Consider the following 24,194-nt stretch of genomic DNA (forward strand, 5'->3'; position numbering starts at 1 on the left):
TCAAAAAAAATTAAATTTTTAAAAAGTGGTGATGAAATTTCGCTGGATTTTGGATAGAAACCACCTGACAAACTTTCCATAAGTGATGGATTAATTAATTCGAATGGAGATTATTTATATACTCCTAAAGAAATAGTCGAGGTTCCATACGTCAAAAAGAAAGGAATTTATAGCTTTAAATTAGAAACACACATTGCATCTCGATTGAGTTCCTACTATAAGAAAGATAAAACTGTATTTAGAGGTTTTATAATAGATGCATTCTGGGGGAATGGTGAATATAAATACGCATTTGTTATCGAATCAAACGCGCTCTAAGAAGGCTGTTTTATTACGTGAAATTTAGGAAGGGCAAGGGGGAGAAGTAATCCGGTGATGCAAAATCCTTGTTTTTCTTGGATTTTGAGAATACCACTGCAATCTGAGCTCTCAATGTCAATTGTGCCAATACCCTATCAAACCATATCTATCATACGGTATAGCGAAGAATAATCAGCTATTAACTGAGGGAGGTGGGAAACATAAGAAATTAGAGTTTAGCTATAGAGATAATTAACATTCTTGTCATGCTGTAATAACAAATCACGAAAAACTAACAATTTGAGAGGGGATTCAAATGAAAATTAAAGAAAAATCTATTTCTTTCCTTTCTGTAATTCTATCTGTTTTAGTTTGTGTTAGTTTGTTTTCAATTCCTGCCTATGCCAACGAGACCAATGAATTACATACAGCAGCAATAGGTTATGATTATCCTATAAAACCTGGAACAAGTTCATGGAATGAATTAACTGATCACACAAAAATGATAGAGGTATCTCAAATTCCCGATGATACTCTGAAGAAATTAACAACAAACGAGTTAATAGAAACAGTGTTGAACTATCCGCTTTTAATGGATATTTATGCGTATGATACTCTTCAACAAGGTATTGATGCGGTATCGAAAACGTTTAACGGAATTCAAGAGTTATACCAAAGAGAGGATGCACCTAATAAACTTATTGAAAAGTATCAACAAATGCCTGTAGCAAATGATGCGAAAACAGTTACTTCAAAACAAATATTTGATTTATCTAATATGGAAATAATTTTAAGACAAGATGAAATACAAAAAAAACTCAACACATCTGAGACTGAAAAGTTAGAAAAAGAAGTGGAGAATAAATATTTCCAAAAACAATCCCAAAAGAATATTTATGGATTGACTGCAGCAAGTTCCTATTCGGTAATGGCAGAAAAACAAGGAATAAGCGAAGGTACAATGTCAAGTTATACTGTGTATACACCAAAAGGTACGGCAGTACAGGTTGATAAGAGTGCTGAGCAATTGTCTTCTGCTGAAAAAAAAGCGGCTAATAATTATGTAGCAACTAATTATTCAAGCGCTACCCTATTAAGCTCTGCTACATCAATTTATAACTGCCACTCCTACGCATGGTATAGCCAATCGACAAGTAATCCATATTGGATGAATTATCCAAATTCTTATATGACTGATGGGAGCTATGATCAAAGTTCTTCTCCATCCGTGGGAGGCAAAGTCTATTATAGTACAGCTGGAAATGAACATTCAGGTGTAGTAACCAGTTTAGGAAGAAAAACTGGATATTATGTGACTTCTAAATGGGGGCAATTGGGACTTGTTCAACATTACTATACCACATGTCCTTATTATGTAAGTGATAGTGCCCTAAGATATTATTATAGATAATATGAATTTTAATTTGGCGTGTGCAAACCATGGGGGTTGCAAAGTGTGGTAGCTCTAAGGGTCAATTCTATGGATGTAGAAGTTTTCCAGGTTCTTTGAATTCTCTGGATTTTAGGTATGATTTTCTAAAAAACAGGCTATGGTATGCGACGGAAGTCGCATACCATAGCCTGTTCTATTAAAAAAGTATTTCTTTCCCGGTGATAACAATTAGATATATTTATAATTCAAAATCAGGAATTTTCTTTAAATGCGGCATTAACAACTCCACTGCAAATTGATTGGCTTCCCGTTCAATCCGATCCACAGAATAAGAGTGAGTCTTCGGAGAAAAGGAGTGTTCACGTTCGGATGTAAAATGACATGCCCTAATTCATGAGCACAAGTGAAACGTTGATCCTGCTGAGAGGCAGTGTTATTGATATGTATCATCTGTAATCGACGACTGGAATTGTAGTAGCCTAACATGTCACCCAACAATTCAAAGAGCCCTGCACAATTTGAAGACTTAAGGTCTGCAAAAAGCGCCGCCAAGCAAAAGAAGCTTGATTCTAAAAACGATAGATGACATCTTTACCGGGAAGATCCGCTTAACGGGTGTCCACTTTTTATTCTATTGAGCATTTTGCAATAATCCAAGCCCTTGTTACACAAAGGAATTTTGGATATAAAAAAGGACTTCACCCCAACTTGGAGAAGTTTTTTGGTGACCAAACCAAAACACTCAAGAGGAGGAAGCCCCTTTTGTATATTCTCCAAGAAAGTCTATTTTCCTTTGAAGAGCTTCAAAAAATCGAATCCAAAGAACGACTGCCCATCTTTTTCAGTGCATTGGACTTACGACCTTACGCCAAAGAATTGAGAAATCCTTCACCCCGAGGAGCCCATGTGAACGATGGAGATGAAGGGCCTGCGCTCATGACGCTTGCCGCTGCGAGATCTAAAGCGAAATTCTTCATGCTGGATGCGGGCTATGACCAAATGAAAAACTACGAGGCGGCCCGGAACGTCAAGGCCCAAGCCATCATTCCGCTGAATCCGCGGAATGAGAAGGAACCGCCAGCAGGAATGACCCGCAAAGGCACGCCCTGTTGTTCAATGGGATTTCCCATGACGTATTGGGGACAGGAAAAGGTACATTTAAAATTCCGTTGTCCACATGCGACAGGTCAAGTGGATTGTCCTTTGGGCATGGCTGCTTGTTCGTCCTCCAATTATGGCATGGTGGTTAAAGTCAACAGTCAAACGGATCTCCGGCGTTATGCTCTGCCGCATCGGGAAAGCCGAGGCTGGAAGGAACTTTACAATAAACGAACCAGAGTGGAACGATGTAATTCTCGAATGAAGACCTATTTAACCGCAGACCAACTCCATGTTTGGGGGATTCAAAAAGTCACTACCCACCAATATTTAAATGCGATTGTGTTACTTGCCTCTGCTCTGGCCATCGCGAGGCAACAAGTACAGAACGCCGCTTAAAAATTTCAGATTCATTGAAATTCTGTCCGTCTGCCCATTTGCAACCCAAAACTCAAAAATGGAGCTTTGGATGTTGGCCTGACTATGACTTTGTATCGAAAATTGAATTATGCAAAATGCTCTATTTGCAAAACTGATCCACGATCAATAGCTGCGTCGGTAATATTTATTTATTAGATGGTTAATTTGATTTTCATTAAATCCGTTATGGATTGAAGCTGATTAAAGCACAATCCACACACAACAGCCCCTTCCGCATACCTGTGGAGGGGCTGTTGTTGTGTCGAAGAACATCTTCTATTCCTCAACCTTCTTTACCGAACTCGGCGTGTTCTTGTTCTTATACACCCACATTGCATATTCCAGCGGGCGCATCAGCGCTTTGCGGTAGGTGCCGCTGTCGCCGGAGCGGGCGAAGACCTCGCGGGCGGGCTTGGGGTTAACCTCCAGCACGTAGATGTGTCCCTCGCGGTCAATGGCGAGGTCCAGCGCCAGCTCGCACAAGGCACCGAAGCTCTCCTCCAGAAAGGCTGCGGCATCGAGGCCCAGCTTCTCTGCGGTCTTCATGGTTTTGCCGGCCTTTTCTTCGCTGCCGAGCCATTGCTTCAGCAGGATCTCAGCGCGGATGGCATGGCCGCCGCCGTGCAGGTTCGAGGTGACGCTGCGGGCGGCGCCCACGCGGCCGGCCATGCCGGTCAGCTCCCATACGCCCTGGCCATTCTTTTGCACAAGCATGCGGTAATCGTGGTAGCGTCCGCTCGGTAGGCGCAGCGGGATACCCTGCTGCACCAGGAAGCGTCCGCCGAGACACCACTGGCGCACAATGGAATCCAGGCGGCTCAGCGACACCTTCCGGGGCGCGATGATCTCCCGGCTCTGGCGGCGTCCCTGGATATCGTAGAGGGATTTACCTTGGCCCTGCCGTTCAATCCGCAGGATGCCGCGTCCACCCGTGCCGTTAATGGGCTTGACATAGACCACCGGACTGGATTTCAGCATCCGGTGAAGGTCAGCGGAGGACTGATACAGCAACGTTTCCGGCATGTGCTGCCGGAAGCGGCTCCGCTGGGAGAACGTCTGGTGGACGGTCCATTTATTGCGCAGCGGCCGGTTCAGGAAGGTCAGGTGATTGTACCGCGCGCGGAAGCGCAGCAGCTGCTGGAACCGCTCACTGCGCTGAATCCGGCAGCGGTCATAGATCATATGCGGAAGGGAGCGCCATTTGCGCGACCATGTTCCGCTTTTCACATCGTAGACGAGAGCATTAATCTGATCTTTGCTGGCATGAACATCGGCGGGGGTGAAAACAAAGACATCCAGGCCAATCCGGCTGCCTTCAATAATCATCCTCCGGTATACGCTTTTCTCTTCAAGCTGCCTCGCTTCGTTCAAATAGAGCGTAAGGATGCCTAAGACGGGTTCTGGCACAGGAGTTCACCTTCTTGTGGAAGAGTTATGGACGGGCTGCCTGGGAGAAACGGCGAACGGAGCAGTAGTGTGGGTTTGCCGGTAGGGCCATCGTTTAGAGCCACCGCTACAAGCCCAGTATTGAAGCACATCTTCAAGCTTGCTGTATTGTCGCAGGCTACTGTGCATTCCAGACTGCCCAGGCGTTCGAGCTGTGCGGACAGCAACGCCGTTCCGGTATGACGGTTCCGGTACAAGGGATGGACGGCAACAAGGCTGGCATCCTTGCCGAAGCCGGACACGAAGCTGACGCCGGCAAGCTGTCGTCCGTTCTGGCCGCGTACCGTGGCAACCAGCAGAGACACACCAGGCTGTGACAGCTGCTCCGGTGTGAGCCGGGCCAGCACTCTGCAACCGCGAAGTGTGATTCGCCGCTCACCGTGCTCCCTCAAGAACTCCAGCAAACCCGCCAGCCTGATTTTCCACCGCACCGGATCAGTGTCATAAATGGAGGATATCTGCATGGTGTGTCACTTCCTTTACTGGATTTCTTAGGCTACTTGCTCTGACGGGACAGATGCTGTCCGTAGTGAAAGATCCGTTCGAGCGACAGCTTCCGGATCGCGGGCTCATCGAATTTCATCGGACGGGAGTTGGCCTCGAAGAACCACAGTCCGCCTTCCTCATCCACACCCAAATCCATGGACATCTCTCCAAGCCGGGTTTCCGATGCCCGTTCAATTTGCCGGGCGATCAGCAGTGCGGTCGTAGGGACATTCTTCAGAATAGCTGCCGTCCGCTCGGTACCGAAGGTGCCTTCCAGCATGGTGGCAGGCTCCTCAATGCTGCCCCCGCGCGGAACATGGGTCGTAATGCTCCGGGCCCCCGCCAGCCGTGCACCGATTCCGGTTACCGCCCAGGCCCCTTTGCCGTTCTTTTGAAGAAGCACACGCAGATCAAAAGGGCGGCCGCGGTGTGCAGCAAGCGCAATCGCCTGCTGTACAATGTAGCGTGAGCCTCCCCGTTCCCGTCCGATCCGTGCCCAGAGACGTTCAATGGAGGCTGCTTTATAGGTCACATTTTTTTTGCCGCTCTGAATTTGCAGGCGGAAAGGGAGGCTGGTGTCCAGGCGGTACTTCAGACGCATGATCCCTTTGCCCGCTTTTCCGTTCTCTGGTTTGAGATAGAGGCTGTCATGGTTCTTCAGCATCGCAACCAGCGTATTTGCACTGCGCAGTCGTCTTGTTTTGGGCACATGCTTAGAGGTGGCACGTGATTCCTTCAACCATTCAAACAAATTCCACTTATTAAAAAAACTAGGATTGTAAAGGTGGATTTCAGGATGCTCCAGACATTCTGCTATTTTGCGGGCGACAGGTGCTTTTTCCTCGTCTTCACGGTTGGGTATCCGGTTATATATGACCTGCGGCAGCGGCATGGGAGTACTGTACCAGATCTTGCCGCTGGGGGAGGGGACGTAGCCGTTCACCATCCGCTCATCCAGTTTCAGATCGCGGACGGTGACGACATACACCCAATATCCCATTTCCTTGCCGGTACGGATAATATCACGGAAGTTCTCGCGGTTGCCGCGGAACTGCCGCAGCCGGTCGCTGGTTGTCAGAATGGCAATCACAGGTTTGCCGGGGTCGGGAATTCGGCTGTTCACAATTCATCCCTCCTGCGGAATTTGCTGAGGTACAGACAATGCTCCAGAATATGCTCGACGGAAGCTTTGCCCTCAGCGCGCAGGGAAGGATGGCGGAAGATTGAGCGTCCCGGCTTGGCGTTTGCCTCAAACATCCAGATGTCCTCATCCTGGTCAATGCCAAGGTCAAAACCGATTTCACCGAGCAGATGCCTATGCTGTATCTCCAGAGATTCGGCAAGCTTGACAGCCGTTGTTTTGGCCCGCTGCAGTACTTCGTCGGCTCTATCCCCGAAGACTCGCCCCAGAGCCTGCTGCGGAGTGAGCAGTGCGCCGCCGTTCTTAAGATGGGTGGTGACACTGCCCCGACCGGCTTTTTTGGCACCGATCCCGACGACAACCCACTGATTGCTGCCGTTCTTGTGCATGTGAAAACGGAAGTCGATCGGGCAGCTGTCAATTTCAATCAGCCGGATGCCCTGCTGCACTACATAGCTTTGCAGACTTTGGCCGTGCCGGCCCCGCAGCATCCGCATCAGGCTGTCGAAGCTGGCGAAGCGCAGAAGCACATTTTTGCCATTCTTCCGGTAGCGGGCGAAGTAGCCCTTCTTCGGCAGGTAGGTCAGCCGGTAGATCCCGTGCCCCAGGCTGCCCGCCGAAGGTTTGTAATATACGAAATGATGGCGGTCGAGCATATCCCGCATTTGCTCGGGGCTTGGGTTGCTGTGTGTTTCAGGCACGAAGCGACTCGCCGCGCTGTCATTCTCAAGCAGCCGGTAAACATCCGATTTATTGAAAAAACTCCAATTGAAATAAGGAATCTTCTTCCGTCCAAAACGTTCACGTAGCTGGTTGATGTAGGGAGAAGTCTCAGCTCTCCGGCTGGGGAGCCGGTTGTAGACGACATCCGGAAGCGGGACCAGCTTGCGTTCGAATTTACCGCTGGCGTTCAGGAAATAGCCATTGACCTGCTCCTGCTGCCAGTCAATGTCCCGCGGCATAAACGCGAAGATATAGCATTTGTTGCTTCCTTCCCGCAGCAGCTGTTTAATGAAGCCGGTACGGGAGCCAAAAGGCTGTGTCGAAGAAGACTGACCGTCGGACAACACGCCGACAAGCGGACCGAGCTGAACTTCATCATTCTGCAAATTTCGCAGATAGACGCCGCCGGAATTTGGAATTTTGATAGCACTCTTCACACCCGAGGCGAGAAAAAGATGTTTACCGGCACGTTTGATCGGCTTAATCATCGCCGGGATCGCATCTTTGCCCAGCCGCAGGCGGATATTTTTCTTACCGGTCAGTTTTAGGCTTCTCATCAGTTCACCCGAGACGTAGACTACTCTTTGGGGCTGCTTGGTAAAATGAACATTGCAAAAAGTGAGACCCATTTATGAATCCTCCTTAGGAACCATTGATTTCATTCTCCCGTTAATAACGGAGCGGTCCAGCGGCGAACACCCGGGTGTTCGCCGCTGAAGTAAGCAGCAGATGCCTGGTATAGCGCAGCGGGTTCTCGGCGGCGAGCCTAGCAGCCCGGCGGTCGCCCGTCAGCCGGAACACCGTGCGCCCTGGTTTGGAATTGACTTCAAGCAGATAGATTCTGCCGGCGGGATCCAGGCCGAAGTCGAGACCCAGCTCACCGAGTCTGCCGCAGGCCTCCTCCAGCAAGGGAGGCAGAAGAGCTGCTGCCGCGGCCAGCTCCTGCAGCAGTTCTTCTCCGGATTTACCGTATTCTGCAAGCAGGAACGGCAGCGGAGCGACAGCTGTCCCACCGCCATGCAGATTCGAAGTAAGTGAATCTGGTCTGCCCAGCCGAACAGCCATGCCGGTCAGCATCCAGGCGCCATGGCCGTTCTTTTGCATAAGCACACGCACATCGAACGGCTGGCCGCAACTGTCTGTCAGCTGCAGATAAGGCTGTATAATATAGCGGCGCGAGCCGGTGAAATCCTGGACCCAGCCCAGACCTTCATCCAGCGAGCCGAACACATGTTGAAAAGGAAGGTTCACCCCATCCCGTCCGCGAAGGCTAATGCCTCCGCCTTTGCTTCGGGGCAACCTTACAGCATGAAGCGTGCGTTTGCCGTGCGAGCCGGCCCGTGGCTTCAGGAACACGCCTTGTTCTCTTTCCGCAAGCATGGTTCCGAGCTCCCCGGTATCCTTGTAGAGCCGGGTTTCGGGCAGAAGCCCGGCAGCCCTTCGGCTGCGCCGGAGTATTTCGTAGACACCCCATTTATCCGGAATTCCGCGCGACCAGGGGAGGGAGCGTGAAAGGGCGGCCAAGGCGGAGGAAGCTGCTCTTTTTTCCTGCGGACTTGTGATCAGGCAACGATTGTACAGGACATCCGGGGCAGAGGTACATGCAGACTTCCATTGCCCATCCTCCCAGGTATATCCGCTGACGGTTCGGCCGTCGCTGGCTACGCCATACGGGTGGAACACAATGACCTGGAGATCATACAGCGGGGCCGCCCGGCAAAGCCTTGTGCAGAACTCCGGTTCTGCGATAGGGGGATTCCCATGGCTTCGCCCTGTCATAATGCCCAGGAACCCCAATGCTGTCTCCGACATGATGTCCTCCTTATAACCCGGCCAGATAGCGGCAATATAGAATCATTTGCTTCACAGAAGGCCGGATCTTCTGATCGTTCAGCGGGGTATTGTCGTTCTTGGAAGGCTTGGAATTGACCTCCAAAAGCCAAATTCTCCCGGATTGGTCCAGAGCGAGGTCGATACCCAGCTCTCCGAAATGCGCGGGAATGTATGTTTCTACACCTCTGGCGATAGCCAGAGCCGCCCGGGGCAGCTGGACCTGCGAGCTCTCTTTTACGCCAGAAGGCAGATTGCTCTTGGTGATCGCTTCCCGTACAGTGCTAAGCGTCCCGCCACGGGCCAGATTGGAGACGAAATGATTGCTGCCAGCCGTACGGGCGACAATGGAGGTAACGCCCCATTTGCCGGTACCGTTCTTTTGCACAAGGGCGCGGAAATCGACAGGCCGCCGCCCCAGCTCCATCAGGTTCAGACCCTGCTGAATCTGATAACGCGTGGTCTTCATCTTGGGAGCGAAGGACTGGAACAGCTTGGTCAGGCTGGGATAACTTTGTTTGCGGGTACCCAGCGGGGTAGTGGATAACAGCTGGTAACCACCGCCCTCTTCCTTGGAAATGCGCAGAATCCCTTTGCCGAGACTGCCGCGAACTGGTTTGAGGAACACACTGTTATAGGTACCGCACATTTTCTTTAACACCGCAAAACCTTTCAGGGCATGGGATTCCGGTAAATATCTCTGCAGCGTGGCATCTTGCGCCAGCGCTTCAAACACCTCTGTCTTGTCAAGAAATTTTTCATTGAAAAAATGTGTACCATAGCGGGATTTTACATCGGCCAGAAAATGCTGTACGCTAGGTTTGTTCTCTACCTTTCGCGTCGTAAGCCGATTGTTGATCACATCGGCAACAGGAAGACTCAGCTTCCGCCAGCCCTCATCATATACCCAGCCCTGAATGGAAGAGCTGCGCGATTCCAGTGCTTCAGGGGTGAAGAAATAGACATAGGCGCCTTGCGCATGGCAGGCATTGGTAAGCTCCCGGCAGAACATGGTGATCGGGCCGAACAAACGGTCAGGATGATCCGGGTAGTCACGGCTCACCAGTACACCGATCATCGGCCCGAGGCGCAAGGTGCGGCTTCCCGAGCTGTAGGAGACATTGAGCGTAAGCCGCTGTCTGAGCCCGAGCCGGCGGGCCAGTGCTTCACTGACACGCAGACTGTCGGTTTTGGGAACCGGAATGACGGTAACCTCCTGCCGCAATGACCCGAAGGTGAGCTGGATGGAACCATGCGCCGGTATTTTGAGCCTCTTCATGGATTTGTCGCCAAGCATTACAGCGTTTTCCTGCAGGATGCCCGAGTGGACCGTTTGGACCGGGATCTTGAACTTAGACATCGTGGATCTCCTTCCGGTAGGCAGCATGATGCCGGCTATTGAATCTTTAGGGTTACATATCATTCATCATATGGAGACATCTGACCCTTGGTGATTGACCTATTCTTTATACTCACAAAACTTTAGGAGGAACTAATATGAACGTAATCGACAAGGCGCATGAATTGGCGCGTGCCATTAAAGACAGCAGCGAGGTCGCAGATATCGCAAGCGCAATGAAGGTGATTGAAGCGGATCAGGAGAGCAAGCGTATGCTCGATAACTTCCGCCAGAACCAGATTGAGCTGCAGCAGCGGATGATGAGCGGAGAAATGCCTCCACAGGAGGAAATGGAGAAGATGGAGAAGCTGTTCGAGGTGCTGAACCTGAATCTGGGCATCCGCAGATTGTTCGATGCGGAACGACGCCTCAGCGTGGTTATTGAGGATGTGAACAAAATCATTACAGACAGCCTGTCGCAAATGTACGGCGGGGCACAGTAATCTCTCAGCCTGCACCATCATGAAAAAACGGGGGTCGTCCTTCAGCCTATGCGGCTGGAGGACGACCCCCGTTTTGTAGTTTCAACCTAATTTCAGCAGCTGTAGGCTAATCCTGCTTCCCCTCCACCGCGCACAACAGAATCCCGGCAGCCAGAGCGAGACGGCGGTCAAGCAGGCCTTTGCGGTCCTCGGAGAAGTCGGCGATAATTTTGGTGACAAAGGGATTGAAGTTTTGCCGGAAAGCAGGGATGGTAACGTCCCTGAGCTCAATGTTATATTTTTGCGGAATCAGTGTAATGAAACGCCGCAGCAGCGCCATGAGAGCGCTGTCTTCCTTGATCAATCCCATTTCGGAATCGTGGCTGTCCAGCAGAATCCATTCATCCTTCACAATCGATTTGAGCCCTTTGCGGCGCAGTGCGCCGAGATGTTCGCCAGTCTCCGAGTCATGCACATCATAGGTGGCGCTGAAATCAATGACATTGCGCGCCTTGATGCGCAGCAGTTCCGTTGTCATACTCTCATCGTTGTAGATGGCAATATCTTCTTTCAGCTTGAAAGCCTTCATTTGCGAATACAGCACAAGCTCCTCTGAACTGTTGTAGATATGCAGTTTGGCTCCCATGATGGAGAATACCTTTTTACGGATTATGTACTCGGAATAGTTAAATGCATTGTTCAATGGAAATCCCTCCCTGGAATGCATCCATCATCTCATAACACAGCGGTCCTTGCTATAAGCAAAACTTCAACTTCATATGTTTTTTCATAACTTGTCTCATAATTCAGTTAGCGGGTTCATAGAGTAGAGATATAGATTCAATTGAACAACTCTTGGGAGAAAAGGAGCGGTCTTCATGAAAAAAAGAAACAAATTCAAGCATGTCATCTACATGCTGGCGGCACTGGCCATGCTGCTCTACGCGCTGCCGCAGCTGTCTTTTCACAACGGCCCCGGCTGGGTGCTTGGTTTCGGTGTCGTCTGGTGTATTTTTGCCTTTCTGGTCATTGCTTCACATCTGCATTTCATTATCGGCGTGGATGAAGAGAAGCACAAACGGCTGGAGGCTGTCCGCAAGCATAAGCTGGAGCAGTGGCAGAGCAAGTGGAAGGATGAACCGGCCAGAGTGTCGCAAAGATCTTGAGTATCGGCATAGCAGATATGTTCATCCTCTGAGTCCGCTATAGCAGCGGGATCGGGGGATTTTTCATATGGTCCCCCAGCGAACATCAGGTTTTCCACTGGACAATCCATGCCATCTAAATGCCCGGACAAGCGGTTGTGCTCCTGTGTTCCAAACGTGTATAATGGGTACAGAATAGTACAGATCGGAGCATGGGGGTGTAACAGTTGGAAGGTCAAGTCGATAACATAACCAAACATGAACAACTGCTGCAACACATCGAAAGCCTGAAGGTAGGGACCAAAATTTCCGTCCGCAAGCTGGCAAAGGAAATGGGTGTCAGTGAAGGTACGGCATACCGTGCAGTAAAGGAAGCCGAGAACCTCGGCATCGTCATTACCAAGGAGCGGATCGGCACCGTCCGGGTGGAAAAGAAACCCCGCAACATCTCCGACCAGCTGACCTTCGGGGATGTGGTTGATATCGTAGAAGGCCATGTGCTGGGCGGAGCGGATGGACTGAACAAACATCTGCATAAATATGTTATTGGTGCCATGAAGGTGGATGCGATGATCCGCTATATTGATGCGGACAGCCTGCTGATCGTCGGGAACCGTGAGGATGTGCACTCGCTTGCACTAGAGCAGGGAGCAGGGGTGCTGGTGACCGGGGGCTTCGGGACAAGCCGTGAAGTCAAGGCACAGGCCGATGAATTGGATCTGCCTGTGATTTCCTCGCGGCATGATACGTTTACAGTGGCATCGATGATTAACCGGGCGATTTTTGACCGGCTGATCAAGAAGAAAATTATGCTGGTTGAAGATATCGTAGATAACAAGCCCCGCCTGAACACACTCAAAATTTCCAGTACGGTCGGCGAGCTCCGTCAGCTGTCCTTAGACAGCGGGGAACAGCGCTTCCCGGTAACGGATGAGTGGAACCGGGTCATTGGGATCGTGGGCCGCCGCGATGTAGAGGAGCATGCCGAGGGGTTGAGTATTGAGAAAGCCATGATCCGCAGCCCGATTACTGCCGGGCTTCAGACCTCGCTGGCATCGGCGGCTCAGATTATGATGTGGGAGGGTATTGACTTCCTGCCGATTGTTGACCGCAACCGCAAGCTGGTCGGCTCACTGACCCGCAGAGAGGTGCTGCAGAGCCTGCGGGACGTCAGCAACCAGCCTCAGCTCGGAGAAACCTTCGATCATCTGATCTGGAACGGCTTTGCCGATGAGCGGGACGAAGAGGGGAAGCTGTTTTTCCATGGCTTTATTACCCCGCAGATGGCAACGGACCTGGGGACTATCTCCGAAGGCGTATTGTCAACATTGATGACGCTCTCCGCCTTCAAGGCGGCCAAGGATATCACAGGCAATGATTATGTGCTCGATAACATGTCTACCTACTTTATCCGTCCGGTTCAAATCGAGCACTCGATTATGGTGATGCCGAAGCTGCTGGAAATTAGCCGCCGGTCCTGCAAAATGGAAATCGAAATCAGCCACTTGGAAACTCTTGTCGCCAAAGCGGTGCTGCTACTGCAGTCGATAGATCATGGCTAATGGCCGCGGTTTTCCGTTAAGCAGACAAGCGAGTGCTAATCAATTGCCGGCTGCGACTAGATTCAACTATGGACTCTTTTTAAACGTCAGTCCTGCTATACTTGTCAAAAAGACTATCCCGTGCGCAGGCCGGAGATAGTCTTTTTGCGATACCACCCATTACAAATATACGATACAACCGTTGTCCTCCAGCCTTCGCAGCCAGCCCGGAACGGTCAACTCCTGATTCCAGCGCAGGTCCAAGCGTTCCAGCCCCTTGATTTCCAGTAAAGATTCGGGGATTTCCATCAGATGATTACTTCTCAGATCCAGCTCCAATAGATTCGTCAATCGTCCGATTCTCTCAGGGAGCACGGAAAGCCGGTTATTCCGCAGATTCAGCCTCCGCAGCCTGGTACATTCGGTTAAAGATTCCGGCACATGAAGCAACTGATTATCTTCAGCATCCATTACCCGGAGAAGCGTCAGTCCGCCAAATATCTCCGGGAGTCCGGAGAGACGGTTTTTTTTGAGATGCAGTTCCCTAAGGTTAACGAGTTTTCCGCAAGCTTCGGGTAAGGCAGTTAAATGATTGTTCATAACCCGCAGTTCGACCATTCTGGTAAGACCGCCAAGCTCAGCAGGTAATTCCGTAAGTGAATTATCGCTAAGGTTCAAATATTTCAGCTTTTCCAGTTGTCCTATTTCAGGAGGGACGGTGCGGAGACGATTGTTATGAAGATAGAGGTAATCCTCCAGCTGTGCCAGCTTTCCAATTTCTGCCGGGACCGTTTCGATTTGGTTATGACCGAAATCCATCATTTTGACCTTGCAGAGGGTTTGGATTTCAGGTGGAATGCTCAGCAGCCTATTGACTGATAGATTTAAGATTTCCAGATTGTGCATCAGGAATACCTCATCGGGAATGCTGCTGAACATATTGTCATAGAGATTCAAGTCGGTTACTTCACTTAAGGGCTGATCCAGATCCGGCATTGCTGCCAGCCTGCTGTGGGATCCATCGATTTTCACAGTGTTACCTCCTGAGTATCTTCTTCATTTTTCAAGCTTTGTAGAATCCATAGCTTCGCAGCCCGGAAAAAATGTTGAATGCCCCAATCAGTAGAAACACTGCCTCGATAATCACATTGACCGTGGAGCCGCGGAACACAAACATACAGATCAGGGAGAGCGACACCAGCATGGCGCCAAGCAGAATGTTCATGATAGAGCGTTTGACTCCTTTTTCCAGCGGGTCCTGTGCTCTGCGGGAATAGAAGCTGTAGACGGCGGCACCAATCAAACAGACCATCATCAGGATGAACAGCACATATTTGATGAACAGAATCATGGACAGGCAGCTCCTTTGTAGCCGGATGGTAAAAGCCGTGTTTTGCCAACTATTGTACCATGATTGTCCTCAGCTGCGTCTATAGGGACCGATTTCAACCCAGATTTGCAGTACGCCTTCCATGACGAGCATCGTGCGGATGCGGACAGCGTATTCCTTCTCGCGCACAATGTAGATTTTGCCGTCCAAAAGAAGCCGGGCCAGCTTGCCGTCAGTGTCAATATCGAACATGCTGCGCCCGCGCATCGGCTCAAGGTCTGTACTCATTTTGCGGATAATTTCCTTCATGGTGACGGGATCGAGGGGTGCAGTGCCTTCTTTCCCTGTGCTTTCCTCCGTGCGCAATTTGATTTCCCGGATCACAGTAGAGGTGTTGTTGTATTTCTTGAGTGTCTGGATATCCTTGCGGTACTGCTCGATCTGCACGCGGAGAGCCTGGTTATTCAGCCAGAGCACATTATAGCCCATATGAAAAATGGCGTTATACATGACGCTTCCCACAACCATTCCCAGCACAAAGACGGCGGAAATCTGCGAAAAGCGGCGGTAGCGCTGGAAGGGAGGAACCCTCATATCCTGCTCACCCCTTGCCGCACACCCATTTGACCAGCTCGCTGCCCATATGAGCGCCTAGAAAGGCGAAGACTAAATAAAGAACTTGCTTGATGGCTGGTGAGAGATTGCCGCCCAGCATGTTGCTCTCAATGACCCGCATCGGGTCGATAGTTCCGCCGACGGCGGCGGCAAGTGCCCAGATCTTAATCCGGTCGGCCACGTCCAGCATAGTTTGTGTCGGCGGCTGCAGCGAGACTACTGCCCCCATGCCGCCCAGCATGGCTCCTCCCAGCACAATCCCGAAAGCAATAAAGAAATCGAGGACGGCTTTGCTCAAAAAAATATTCATACAAAAAGGCCCCTTTCCGAACCAGGCCGTACTTGACTCAGCCTGTCCTTGTGCTCTTTCTTCATTCTATGGGCGGCTCCCCCTTGAATATGATAAAATAGTTTCATCTTATGTTTTGATTTTGGAACCTGAAGGGAAGTGGGGATATGAGCCCTTTCGTGCATTTGCATGTGCACAGCGAGTACAGTTTACTGGACGGGGCGGCACGCATTACAGATCTGGTGCGCCGGGCCGGCGAATACGGCATGAAATCGCTGGCGCTTACGGATCATGGAGTAATGTATGGGGCCATCCCCTTTTATAAAGCGTGCAAGGCCAGCGGCATCCAGCCGATCATCGGCTGTGAAGCCTATTTGACCGCAGGCTCGCGCCGTGAGCGGGGCAGCCGCAAGGATCAGCCGATCTACCATCTGATCCTGCTCGCGAAGAATGAGACCGGATACAAAAATTTGATGCGGCTGGTGTCCATCGGACATCTGGAGGGCCAGCACTATAAGCCGCGCATTGATATGGAATCCCTTGCCGCCCATGCCGAGGGTATCATCTGCTTAAGCGCCTGTCTTGGCGGTGAGGTCCCGCAGCATCTGCTGCATGGACGCGAAGAAGAGGCACGCAAAGCGGCGCTGCGGTACAAGGAGATTTTTGGCGAGGATTTCTATCTGGAGCTGCAGGATCACGGGATTCCCGAGCAAAAGCGGGTGAACCCGCAACTGATTGCCCTCGCTTCCGAATGCGGCATCCCGCTGGTAGCCACGAATGATGTCCATTATCTGGCCAAAGAGGACGCCGAGGTCCAGGATGTGCTGATCTGCATCGGCACCGGGAAGACCGTTGATGACGAGGAGCGTCTGAAGATTGGAACCGACCAGCTATTCCTCAAGAGCGGTGAGCAAATGGCCGCGCTGTTCCCGCATGTGCCGCAGGCGCTGGCGAACACACTCCAAATCGCCGAGAAGTGCAATTTGGAGCTGACCTTTGGCGAGCATATCCTGCCGGCCTATTCTCCGCTGCCTGAAGGCATGGATGCTGCCGCCTATCTCCGTGAGCTCTGCTGGAGCGGGCTGGAAGCCCGCTATGCGGATACGCCGCGCTGGTCTTCGCCAGAAGAGAAGGAAGCAGCCGGGAAGCGCTTGGCTTATGAGCTGGGCGTGATTGAGAACATGGGGTTCAGCGATTATTTTCTGATCGTATGGGACTTCATTGCCTTTTGCCATCGCAACGGGATTGTTACAGGTCCGGGAAGAGGTTCCTCCGCAGGCAGCCTGACCGCCTACTGCCTGCGGATTACTGATGTGGACCCGCTGAAATACAACCTGCTCTTCGAGCGGTTTCTTAATCCCGAGCGTATTACGATGCCGGATATTGATATCGACTTCAGCGACGAGCGCCGGGATGAGGTTATCGCTTATGTGGTGGATAAATACGGCAAAGAGCATGTGGCGCAGATTATTACCTTCGGAACGATGGCTGCCAGAGCGGCAGTGCGTGACGTGGGAAGGGCGCTCAATCTGCCCTATAACGAGGTGGACAAAGCGGCGAAGCTGATCCCGGGGCAACTGGGAATCAGCATCACCCGGGCGCTGGAGGGGGCACCGGAGCTGAAGGCGCTCTATGACAGCAATCTGAAGATCAAAGGCCTGCTTGACATGGCGATGAAGGTTGAGGGCATGCCCCGCCATGCATCGACCCATGCGGCAGGTGTCGTGATCTCCAAGGGGCCCCTGACCGATGCCGTACCGCTTCAGGCTGGCAATGAGAGCACAGCGCTAACCCAGTACTCCATGGAGCATCTGGAGAGCGTGGGTCTGCTGAAGATGGATTTTCTGGGGTTGCGCACGCTATCCATTATTGAGCGCAGCATGAACTGGATTACGGAAATGACCGGCAGTGCTCCGGATTTCCGCATCATTCCGGATGATGATCCTCTAACCTATGAGATGCTGAGCGCAGGAGAAACCACCGGGGTCTTCCAGATGGAGTCTGCAGGCGTACGGCGTGTTCTTAAAGATATGAAGCCTACAGGCTTCGAGGATATCGTATCGGTGGTGGCTTTGTACCGTCCCGGTCCGATGGAGTTCATCCCTAAATATATCGCAGGCAAGCATGGCCAGATCGAAGTGGAGTATCCGCATGCCGATCTGAAGCAGATCCTGGATGATACCTACGGCATCATCGTCTATCAGGAGCAGATCATGCAGATCGCCTCGCTGATGGCAGGATTTTCGCTCGGAGAAGCGGACCTGCTGCGCCGGGCGGTCTCCAAGAAGAAGCGGGAGACGCTTGACAAGGAGCGCGGCCATTTCGTGCAGGGCAGCCTCCAGCAGGGCTATACAGAGGCGGATGCCAATGCTGTCTATGACATGATTGTGCGGTTTGCCAACTACGGCTTCCCGCGCGCCCATGCAGCGGCCTATGGCGTGCTGGCTTTCCAGACGGCCTATCTCAAGGCTCATTATCCCGTCCAGTTCATGGCAGCCATGCTGACGGCTGTGATGGGCACCCACCGCAAGGTGGCGGAATATGTACTGGAATGCCGCCGCAGCGGTATCGGTGTGCTGCCTCCGGATGTCAACGAGAGCGGAGTGCTGTTCACTCCCGTCCCGGGCGAAGGTGCAGGGCATATCCGCTTTGGACTGGCAGCCGTCAAGAATGTCGGCACCCTGGCCGTGGAGAATATTATGGAGGTCCGCAAGGAGCGGCCGTTTGACAGCTTGCTCGACTTCTGCCGCCGTGTGGATCTTCGTGTCTGCAACAAACGGGTGGTGGAGTCTCTGCTGCAGGCTGGAGCATTCGACCGGCTTCCAGGCCATCGCGCCCAATTGCTTGCCATGCTGGACGAGACCGTGGATGCCGCGCTGAAGTGGCGCAAGGAACGCGACGAACTGCAGATTCAGCTCTTCGACGATCTGATAGAAACGCCGAACTGGGAAATCCGCTACCCGGATATTCCAAATTTCACGGTTACCCAGCAGCTGGAGCTGGAGCGCGAGCTGCTCGGGCTCTACCTGTCCGGGCATCCGCTGGACGATGCCTCAGAGCTGCTTGAGGAGCCGGGCATGCAGCGGCTCATGGATCTGGGCGAAGCCGCGGATGAGAGCCAGACCGTGACCGCAGGCATGGTCGTGTCCGTCAAGGAAATCACCACGAAGGCGGGCAAGGCAATGGCCTTCGTGGAATGGGAAGACCAGATCGAGCGCTGCGAGGTCGTACTCTTCCCTGAGGTCTGGAAACGCAGCCGCGCCCTGATCGTGAAGGGCGCTCTGCTGGCCCTGCGCGCCAAGGTGCAGCAGGAAGACGAGGGCTTCAAGCTGCTGGCCGAAGAGGTCGCGCCGCTTGGCGCGGACACGCTCCGCGGCCTGCTGCAGCGCCGCAGCGCAGCCGCCGCCCGGGCCGGAGGCCCCGGCCGGGCGGCCACAGCCGGAGCGCCCGGCGGGGCTCCGGCGCAGCTAGCGGGCGCCGGCGGCACCGGCGCCCTCCGCAGCAATGCCGGCGGCGGGGCCCCGCCGGCTACTGCAGCGCCGCGAGCCGCTGCTGCGCCCGCGGCTGCGTCAGCGCCGGGCGCGGCTGCAGCCGCCGCCCCGCGTCCGGCGCAGGGACCCGGCGGCCAGCCCGGCCCGGCCGCCGGAGAGGCCGCTGCCCGGGACTCCGGGGCAGCGGGCAGCGGCCAGCGTGTCTTTATCAAGATCACGCCAGCTGCTGAGAATCCAGCGCTCCTGTCACGTCTCCAGGCGCTGCTGCAGACCCACCCTGGCCCGGCTGACACCCTGCTGTTCTATGAGCGGAACCAGAAGCTGCTGGCGCTCAGCGACGGCTACCGGATTAAGCCCTCGGACGAGCTGGTTGCAGCTATCGAGGCGATGATGGGAACCGGGACCGTCCGAATAAAATAAGAACATTTCCGCCCTTTTCCGCATACATTAGGAAACCACAGGGCAAGGCCCGTGCGGAAAGGGGAAGGTCATCATGTCCTATCAAATGGCAGCAGAGCTGCTGGAGCGCAGGGGAGTATCCCTGTCGTCCATTGCTGAGATCGTATATATTTTGCAATCGGCTTATTATGCGGATTTAACGGAGGAAGAGTGTCTGTCCAGTGTCAAGGCAGTGCTCGGCAAAAGAGAGGTCCAGTACACGCTGATGACCGGTGTTGCGCTGGATGAACTGGCGGAAAAACGTCTGCTTCCCCAGCCGCTCCAGGCGGTACTGGAAGCCGATGAATCGCTTTACGGTGCAGATGAGACGCTGGCACTCGGCATTACGGGCGTATATGGGATGATCGGGCTGACAGGTTTCGGATATCTTGACAAAATAAAGCTGGGAATTATCGGGAAATTGAACGATGATAAAGGGAGCATCCACGTTTTTCTGGATGATCTTGTCGCCGGAATTGCAGCGGCAGCTTCAGCAAGAATTGCTCACCGGCACGAAGGAGCAAAGGTATATCCCCATATCAACGGGACGGAATAATTACCTGCACGGGAAACGCCGGATGATGCCCCCTGGTCTGAATTCTATCGCTCTGCTCCTGTTGCGGGAAAAAAGAAAACTGTGTTATCATGATTCCATTATACGGGATACGGCTGGGAATTAAGATTAGGGAGGCTTTGCAGGGCATGTGGACGGTAATCTATATAGCGCCGACCGCCAGAGTGGCGGATATGATTCAGAGCAAGCTTGCGGAAGAAGGATTTCTGATAAAATGCCGTCCGATTAATATGTCCAAGCAGCAGTTTGAGATTCTGGTTCCTTCAGGTGAGCTTGAGGAAGTGCAGGAAGTCCTTAATCTGATTCTGCATCCCTGAGATAACATTTAGATTACAGTCATAACAGCGGCATGCTGCTGTATACGCAAATAAACGGCTGAAGAGGTGCGACCCTTGTTCAAAGATTTATTTCAGAAAAAACGGAAGTACGCGACCATTCCTTCAGAACGTGTGGAGCGGACCGGCGGATCGGCGGAAGGCGAACGGCCCAAACGGGAGATTCCCGAGGGGCTAATGAGCAAGTGCAGTAAATGTGGAACGATCCAGTACAGCAAGGAGCTGGAGAAGAACCTGAAGGTATGCCCTTCCTGCGGCTACCATATGCGCCTGAACGCTTCCGAACGGATCGCAATGACGCTGGACCCTGAAGGGTTTATTGAGTTTGATAGTGAAATGGCCTCTGTGGACCCGCTGCAGTTTCCCGGCTATGCGTCTAAGCTGGAACAGCAGCAATCCAAAACGGGACAGGTTGAAGCTGTCATCACAGGCCAGGGAACCATTAACGGCCATCCTGTAATTGTGGCTGTGATGAACTTTGAGTTCTTTACCGGCAGCATGGGCTCGGTAGTCGGCGAGAAGATTACCCGTGCGGTGGAAGAAGCCACCGAGAAGAGACTGCCGCTGCTGATTTTCTCCACGTCGGGCGGTGCCCGGATGCAGGAGAGCATCCTCAGTCTGATGCAAATGGCCAAAACCAGTGCCGCGCTTGCCAGGTTTGGCGAGGTTGGCGGGCTGTATATCTCCGTGATTACCGATCCGACAACGGGCGGTGTATCGGCAAGCTTTGCCAGTCTGGGCGATATTATCATCGCCGAACCAGGAGCGGTTTTCGGCTTTGCCGGACGGATTGTCATTGAGCAGACGATCCGCCAGAAGCTGCCGGACGATTTCCAGACTGCTGAATTCAACCTGCAGCATGGACAGCTTGATCTGGTGGTGCACCGTAAGGAAATGCGTGCAACCCTTGCCAAGCTGCTGGATTTACACGATGTGAAAGGGGGCTTTTAGGTTGGCGGGAGAGTTGCCTTTTGAAATGCCTCTGTTAGAAATGCGCAAGAAAATTGCCGAACTGAATCAGTTCGGCGAAGAAAAAGGGATTGATTTCAGCGATGAAATCGCCCGTCTTGAAGAACGCTACCGTGTGCTTGAAGATGAAATATACTCTAACATTTCGCCGTCCCAGAAGATGCATCTGGCGCGGCATCACGGCCGTCCGACTTCAATGGATCTGATGAGCCTGATCTTTACCGACTTTATTGAGCTGCATGGAGACCGCCTGTTCGGAGATGATCTCGCCGTAGTTGGCGGAATTGCCAAGCTGAACGGGACTCCCGTTACGGTGATCGGCCAGCAGCGGGGCAAGGATACGAAGGAGAATATTCTGCGTTTCTTTGGCAGTGCCCACCCGGAAGGGTTCCGCAAGTCACTGCGGCTGATGAAGCAGGCCGAGAAGTTCGGCCGTCCGGTCATTACCTTTGTCGATACCAAGGGGGCCTACCCCGGCAATACGGCAGAGGAAAGAGGGCAGTCGGAAGCTATTGCGAGAAATCTGTATGAAATGTCGCAGTTAGCGGTACCCGTCATTTGTGTAATCATTGGCGAAGGCGGCAGCGGCGGAGCTTTGGCTATGGCGGTGGGCAACCGCGTCCTGATGCTAGAGCATGCCATCTATTCAGCGATTTCTCCGAATGGCGCGGCTTCGATTCTGTGGAAGGACGCCTCCAAGGCGGAGCAGGCTGCGGAAGCCATGAGAATTACAGCGGCCGATCTGCTGGAGATGGAAGTGATTGAGGAGATCGTTCCTGAGCCTAGAGGCGGAGCTCACCGTGACTACGAAGAGACCGCTGTGGCGATCAAGGATGCCTTATGGCGACATTTGCAGGAGTTGTCGGGAATGGACTGCGCTGAGCTCAAGGAGGACCGTTACCTTAAATTCCGCAAAATTGGTGTGTTTGCCGAAGCCGAGGCTGAGCTGATCAGTGCTGAGGCCGAAGTGCAAATCGTCGACTAATTATGAGTTTCCATTTGCACTTTTAGACATAAATCGGGATTTGGCAGCCTTCGATCTGGACGGGCAGCCGTATACATTTATTACCATCAGAACAACCCTGTGATCGCTCCGGGGTTGTTTTTATTTTGTTGCCCATCTTTGAAAATCCGGAGTAAATTTACTGTAAAAAGTCGCTGCAACATTGATTTTGTGTCCAAGTTGCAGTAATATTCATAAGGGTGCAGTAAAAGGTACATGTGACAAAGTTCCTATGCAGATTGCATGCCTTATAGTAGATTTTGTAGTTGGAAAAAGTGAGACAGAGAGAACGAAAAAACGGAGGAAAACCTAATGCGGAAAAGTAAAATTGTATGTACGATTGGTCCTGCTAGTGAATCGTTGGAGAATATCAAAAAATTGATTTTGGCCGGTATGAATGTAGCCCGTCTGAACTTCTCCCACGGCGATTTTGAAGAGCACGGCAACCGGATCAAAACGATCCGTCAAGCTTCCAAAGAACTTGGCAAAACCGTTGCTATCCTGCTCGACACCAAAGGACCAGAAATTCGCACAGGCAAGCTGGAAGTAGAACCGATTGAACTGGTTCAGGACGAGTATCTGACATTGACTACGGAAGAAATCCTTGGCGACCAAAACCGTATTTCCATCACATACAGCGACCTGCCTAACGATGTTCAAGTGGGATCCACTATCCTGATCGACGACGGCCTAATCGGACTTACCGTTGTTGACGTTCAAGGCACAGAAATCAAGACCCGTATTGTTAACGGCGGTACGATCAAGAGCAAAAAAGGCGTTAACGTACCAGGAGTTGCAATCTCCCTGCCGGGCATTACGGAAAAAGACACCAATGATATCATTTTTGGGATTGAACAGGACATCGATTTTATCGCCGCTTCCTTCGTTCGCAAAGCCAGCGACGTTCTGGAAATTCGTGCATTGCTTGAGAAGCACAACGCTTCCCACATCCAAATCATTTCCAAAATCGAGAACCAGCAAGGTGTTGACAACCTTGATGAAATCCTGGCAGCTTCAGACGGCCTAATGGTTGCCCGTGGTGACCTTGGTGTAGAAATTCCAGCTGAAGATGTGCCTTTGGCTCAAAAATTGATGATTCAAAAATGTAACATTGCCGGCAAACCGGTAATCACTGCTACACAAATGCTGGATTCCATGCAGCGTAACCCGCGTCCTACCCGCGCCGAAGCGAGTGACGTAGCGAACGCAATCTTCGACGGAACCGATGCAATCATGCTGTCCGGTGAAACAGCTGCCGGGAAATATCCGGTAGAATCCGTACTCACCATGTCCCGCATTGCTGAGAAGGCTGAATCTGCATTGAACCACCGTGAAATTTTCATGAAGCAGCAAATCGCTCAAGAAACTACTGTAACTGAAGCAATCAGCCAATCCGTTGCGATCTCCGCTCTGGATCTGAATGCTAAGGCTATTATTTCTTCGACTGTAACGGGCCACACTGCACGCGTGGTTTCCAAATACCGTCCGAAATCACAGATTATCGCTGTGACAACACAAGAAAGAACTATGCGTCAACTGGCTCTCGTATGGGGTGTAACTCCGGTTCACGGATTGGAAGCTACTTCGACAGACGAGTTGCTCGAAACTGCTCTTAAAGGCGGTAAAGCATCCGGTCTGGTGAAAGCTGGAGATCTGGTTGTCATTACAGCTGGTATTCCACTTGGACGTTCCGGTTCCACTAACCTGGTAAAAGTAGACACGATCCCTGCTGACTAGTCTTCGGGAATCTGTCTCAGCCATGTATGATTGAATCCCCAAAAAGCAATGGTGCAAGACGCCATTGCT

General features: G+C 52.0%; 22 protein-coding genes and 1 pseudogene. 11 read left to right on the forward strand and 12 right to left on the reverse strand.

Features of this window, described 5'->3' with window-relative positions; all coding sequences use genetic code 11:
- Window positions 1–616: 616 nt before the first annotated feature.
- Window positions 617–1,711, forward strand: a complete 1,095-nt coding sequence (locus A3842_RS19710) for a hypothetical protein (RefSeq protein ID WP_074102474.1) — start codon at window positions 617–619, stop codon at window positions 1,709–1,711.
- A gap of 258 nt (window positions 1,712–1,969) precedes the next feature.
- Here A3842_RS19710 and A3842_RS19715 read toward each other — a convergent pair whose 3' ends face one another.
- A complete protein-coding gene (locus A3842_RS19715) occupies window positions 1,970–2,179 on the reverse strand; it encodes an ImmA/IrrE family metallo-endopeptidase (protein ID WP_371916012.1) in 210 nt (69 codons plus the stop codon).
- A gap of 414 nt (window positions 2,180–2,593) precedes the next feature.
- Between A3842_RS19715 and A3842_RS19720 the strand changes: the two are divergent.
- Window positions 2,594–3,190 (forward strand): annotated as a pseudogene (locus tag A3842_RS19720) (transposase); the annotation flags it as partial.
- Window positions 3,191–3,487: 297 nt separating this feature from the next.
- On the opposite strand, the gene A3842_RS19725 reads toward A3842_RS19720, so the two are convergent.
- From A3842_RS19725 to A3842_RS19750, 6 genes are read right to left on the reverse strand one after another with little or no spacing between them, the layout of a single operon-like run.
- Window positions 3,488–4,618, reverse strand: a complete 1,131-nt coding sequence (locus A3842_RS19725) for a YheC/YheD family endospore coat-associated protein (RefSeq protein WP_074102476.1) — start codon at window positions 4,616–4,618, stop codon at window positions 3,488–3,490.
- Window positions 4,600–5,121 (reverse strand): GNAT family N-acetyltransferase, encoded by a 522-nt coding sequence (locus tag A3842_RS19730; RefSeq protein ID WP_074084001.1) that lies wholly within the window; start codon window positions 5,119–5,121, stop codon window positions 4,600–4,602. The genes A3842_RS19725 and A3842_RS19730 overlap by 19 nt, the downstream gene beginning before the upstream one ends.
- Window positions 5,122–5,153: 32 nt before the next feature.
- Window positions 5,154–6,266, reverse strand: coding sequence for a YheC/YheD family endospore coat-associated protein (locus tag A3842_RS19735; protein ID WP_074084002.1), 1,113 nt, complete (start codon window positions 6,264–6,266; stop codon window positions 5,154–5,156).
- Window positions 6,263–7,636 carry a YheC/YheD family endospore coat-associated protein gene (locus tag A3842_RS19740; protein ID WP_074084003.1) on the reverse strand — a complete coding sequence of 458 codons (1,374 nt, stop codon included), beginning with the start codon at window positions 7,634–7,636 and terminating at the stop codon, window positions 6,263–6,265. Before A3842_RS19740 ends, A3842_RS19735 begins: the two co-directional genes overlap by 4 nt.
- A 40-nt stretch (window positions 7,637–7,676) precedes the next feature.
- Window positions 7,677–8,819: a YheC/YheD family endospore coat-associated protein gene (locus A3842_RS19745; RefSeq protein ID WP_074084004.1), complete on the reverse strand. Its 1,143-nt coding sequence runs from the start codon at window positions 8,817–8,819 to the stop codon at window positions 7,677–7,679.
- 10 nt (window positions 8,820–8,829) lie between these two features.
- Window positions 8,830–10,197, reverse strand: a complete 1,368-nt coding sequence (locus tag A3842_RS19750; RefSeq protein ID WP_074102477.1) for a YheC/YheD family endospore coat-associated protein — start codon at window positions 10,195–10,197, stop codon at window positions 8,830–8,832.
- Between the two features lie 137 nt (window positions 10,198–10,334).
- Here A3842_RS19750 and A3842_RS19755 point away from each other — a divergent pair, with 137 nt between their 5' ends.
- Window positions 10,335–10,679 carry a YlbF family regulator gene (locus A3842_RS19755; protein ID WP_074084006.1) on the forward strand — a complete coding sequence of 115 codons (345 nt, stop codon included), beginning with the start codon at window positions 10,335–10,337 and terminating at the stop codon, window positions 10,677–10,679.
- A 106-nt stretch (window positions 10,680–10,785) separates the two neighbouring features.
- Here A3842_RS19755 and A3842_RS19760 read toward each other — a convergent pair whose 3' ends face one another.
- Window positions 10,786–11,361: an LURP-one-related family protein gene (locus A3842_RS19760; protein WP_218618690.1), complete on the reverse strand. Its 576-nt coding sequence runs from the start codon at window positions 11,359–11,361 to the stop codon at window positions 10,786–10,788.
- Between the two features lie 175 nt (window positions 11,362–11,536).
- On the opposite strand from A3842_RS19760, the gene A3842_RS19765 reads away from it, so the two are divergent.
- Together A3842_RS19765 and A3842_RS19770 are read left to right on the forward strand one after the other, a co-directional pair.
- On the forward strand, window positions 11,537–11,824 hold the full coding sequence (locus tag A3842_RS19765) for a hypothetical protein (RefSeq protein ID WP_074102478.1): 288 nt from the start codon (window positions 11,537–11,539) through the stop codon (window positions 11,822–11,824).
- Window positions 11,825–12,030: 206 nt separating this feature from the next.
- On the forward strand, window positions 12,031–13,365 hold the full coding sequence (locus A3842_RS19770; protein WP_074084009.1) for a DRTGG domain-containing protein: 1,335 nt from the start codon (window positions 12,031–12,033) through the stop codon (window positions 13,363–13,365).
- A 159-nt stretch (window positions 13,366–13,524) separates the two neighbouring features.
- Here A3842_RS19770 and A3842_RS19775 read toward each other — a convergent pair whose 3' ends face one another.
- From A3842_RS19775 to A3842_RS19790, 4 genes are all read right to left on the reverse strand, one after another.
- Window positions 13,525–14,376, reverse strand: coding sequence for a leucine-rich repeat domain-containing protein (locus A3842_RS19775; protein WP_074102479.1), 852 nt, complete (start codon window positions 14,374–14,376; stop codon window positions 13,525–13,527).
- 31 nt (window positions 14,377–14,407) lie between these two features.
- A complete protein-coding gene (locus tag A3842_RS19780; protein WP_074084011.1) occupies window positions 14,408–14,695 on the reverse strand; it encodes a YtpI family protein in 288 nt (95 codons plus the stop codon).
- 69 nt (window positions 14,696–14,764) lie between these two features.
- Window positions 14,765–15,268 carry a sporulation membrane protein YtrI gene (locus A3842_RS19785; RefSeq protein ID WP_074084012.1) on the reverse strand — a complete coding sequence of 168 codons (504 nt, stop codon included), beginning with the start codon at window positions 15,266–15,268 and terminating at the stop codon, window positions 14,765–14,767.
- A gap of 7 nt (window positions 15,269–15,275) precedes the next feature.
- Window positions 15,276–15,599, reverse strand: coding sequence for a YtrH family sporulation protein (locus A3842_RS19790; RefSeq protein ID WP_074084013.1), 324 nt, complete (start codon window positions 15,597–15,599; stop codon window positions 15,276–15,278).
- 146 nt (window positions 15,600–15,745) lie between these two features.
- Between A3842_RS19790 and A3842_RS19795 the strand changes: the two genes are divergently transcribed.
- From A3842_RS19795 to pyk, 6 genes are all read left to right on the forward strand, one after another.
- A complete protein-coding gene (locus A3842_RS19795) occupies window positions 15,746–19,489 on the forward strand; it encodes a DNA polymerase III subunit alpha (protein ID WP_074102480.1) in 3,744 nt (1,247 codons plus the stop codon).
- A 73-nt stretch (window positions 19,490–19,562) separates the two neighbouring features.
- On the forward strand, window positions 19,563–20,063 hold the full coding sequence (locus tag A3842_RS19800; RefSeq protein ID WP_074084015.1) for a phosphatidylglycerophosphatase A family protein: 501 nt from the start codon (window positions 19,563–19,565) through the stop codon (window positions 20,061–20,063).
- A 146-nt stretch (window positions 20,064–20,209) separates the two neighbouring features.
- Entirely contained in the window at window positions 20,210–20,398 is a 189-nt protein-coding gene (locus A3842_RS19805; RefSeq protein ID WP_074084016.1) for a glutamate decarboxylase, read from the forward strand.
- 75 nt (window positions 20,399–20,473) lie between these two features.
- Window positions 20,474–21,367: an acetyl-CoA carboxylase, carboxyltransferase subunit beta gene (accD, locus tag A3842_RS19810; protein WP_074084017.1), complete on the forward strand. Its 894-nt coding sequence runs from the start codon at window positions 20,474–20,476 to the stop codon at window positions 21,365–21,367.
- A 1-nt stretch (window position 21,368) separates the two neighbouring features.
- Entirely contained in the window at window positions 21,369–22,370 is a 1,002-nt protein-coding gene (locus A3842_RS19815; protein ID WP_074102481.1) for an acetyl-CoA carboxylase carboxyltransferase subunit alpha, read from the forward strand.
- A 330-nt stretch (window positions 22,371–22,700) separates the two neighbouring features.
- Window positions 22,701–24,125, forward strand: a complete 1,425-nt coding sequence (gene pyk / locus A3842_RS19820) for a pyruvate kinase (protein ID WP_074084019.1) — start codon at window positions 22,701–22,703, stop codon at window positions 24,123–24,125.
- Window positions 24,126–24,194: the final 69 nt, after the last annotated feature.

This window comes from Paenibacillus sp. P3E, from assembly GCF_001909045.1.
GTDB lineage: Bacteria > Bacillota > Bacilli > Paenibacillales > Paenibacillaceae > Paenibacillus_AQ > Paenibacillus_AQ helianthi.